This window comes from Micromonospora sp. HK10, assembly GCF_000982955.1.
Classification (GTDB): Bacteria; Actinomycetota; Actinomycetes; order Mycobacteriales; family Micromonosporaceae; genus Micromonospora.
Genome location: NZ_KQ058842.1, coordinates 1 through 1,791 on the forward strand (window position 1 = coordinate 1; position 1,791 = coordinate 1,791).

Genomic DNA, 1,791 nt, shown 5'->3' on the forward strand with positions numbered 1-1,791 from the left:
CTGATTTCCTATCGGGGATCGGCTGTCAAGGTGGTGGCTGGCTTGACCTTGTAGGTGGGCTGGTTGGACGATCGTGGGTGGGGAAGGTCGCCTCGTTTGTCGGCGCTTTGTGCGTCTGACCTGTCATGTCCCGTGAGGACTCGTTGAGGGGCCTTCCCCGCCTTCGTGTCGGTGGTTTTGGTGCTGCGTCGGCGGGCGCGGACGTCGGCGGGGACGGCCCATTGCTCGGTGATGATTTTCTTCGCGTCGGCGGGGTCGATGGGTGTGCCGTCGGTGTCGCAGATGACGTAGGGCATGCCGCGGCGCATGACGGTCCAGGCTCGTTCGGCGAGGCGGCCGGCGACCACGCAGAGGGCTTTGAGGTGTTCGGCGCCGCGTTCGACCATCTGGGTGTGGTAGATCTTGGCCAGTTGGGGGTCTTGTTTGCGGGCGTGGTCGGCGGCGCGGATCAACGCGGCGCGGGCCAGTCGGGATCCGGCCTTGGACATGGGTTGGCCTTTGCGGTCGGTGTTGCCGGTTTCCGACGCGCGGGGGGCGAGGCCGAGGTAGGACTTGAAGTGTGCGCCGCAGGGGAACCGGGCGGCGTCGCCGATGACCGTGGCCAGAACCGGGCCGCCGACGGTGGCCAGACCGGGCAGGCTGCGGGCCAGTTGCCCGGGGTCGGCCCACCGGTAGGCGTCCTCGCGGGCGGCGGCGTGGACGGCCAGTTCGGCGTTGATCGCGGCGAGTAGGCGCACTTCGGTGGCGACTTCGGCCGCCAGGTCGGTGAACGCGACCGCGGGGTGATCGGCGTAGAGGTCGATCGCGGCGCGGGCCGCGGCGATCCACTCCCGTGCCCGTTCGGCGCCCTGGTGATTGTTCGACGCCTTGACGATCACCGCGGTCAGCCGGGCGGCTCCGGCTTTGAGCAGGGCTCGTGGGTCGGCCCAGCGGGCCAGCACCGCCAGGTCGGCCTTGCCCAGGTCCCCGGTCAACGGTGTCAGCGGCATCAACTGCCGGACCAGGTCCTTGATCCGCACCTTGTGCTCTGAGGCGGCCTGCGTCAGCCGGTCACACGCCCGCACCCGCCGGTCCAACGCCGCGTGCTCCGCCGCCGGCAGCTGCAGCGGCCGGATCCCGTCGGGGTCGACCAGCGGCAACCGGGCGAGGGTGTCGGCGTCGATGCCGTTGGACTTCGCATGCCGGGACAGGAACCGACGCAGGTCCGCAGCCTTCGCCGAGGACACCCGGAACACCGTGTGTCCCCGGGCGGTGAAGAACACCGCGACCGGCAACCACGCCGGACCGGTCGGCTCGATCACCACCTCCAACCGGGTCCCCACCGACGCCCCGACCAACGCCGCCTGCTCGATCACGGTCAGGCTCTCCACGCTGGGTTCACACCGCCGCCGACAAACCTGACGGCCGCCCTCGTCCAACACCCGTACCGTGTGCGCCGACGCGATCCCGAGATCAATACCCACCAGCCGCCGCTGCACCCTCTCACCCTCCTACTCACCGGTCACCACCGACTCCGGCGGCCCGAGCAAGGGCGTCCCTACACGCCACGGCCCCAAGGAGGCAGAGCGTCCTGACGACGGCTCCCACTCATGTGCTGCAACCGGACCCGACCTCGACAGAGCCGGCCCACTTCCCTCATCCGGGGCATCCGTGGCCAGGCCAGCAGTGGCAATCAGTCGGACGAGGCGAAACCCTCAGACCCCTATTCGACGCCACCCACCGGACCAACCGGGATGCTCATGCAACCCCAGGACCACCGGGCTGATCAAGCACCGGAGTCCTTTACATGAC

The 1,791-nt window shown here is 69.5% G+C and carries 1 protein-coding gene; it reads right to left on the minus strand.

Annotation, left to right across the window (positions count from 1 at the left end; genetic code table 11):
* Positions 1-8 precede the first annotated feature (8 nt).
* Positions 9-1,478: a transposase gene (locus LQ51_RS20080; RefSeq protein WP_082159541.1), complete on the minus strand. Its 1,470-nt coding sequence runs from the start codon at positions 1,476-1,478 to the stop codon at positions 9-11.
* Between the last annotated feature and the right edge of the window lie 313 nt (positions 1,479-1,791).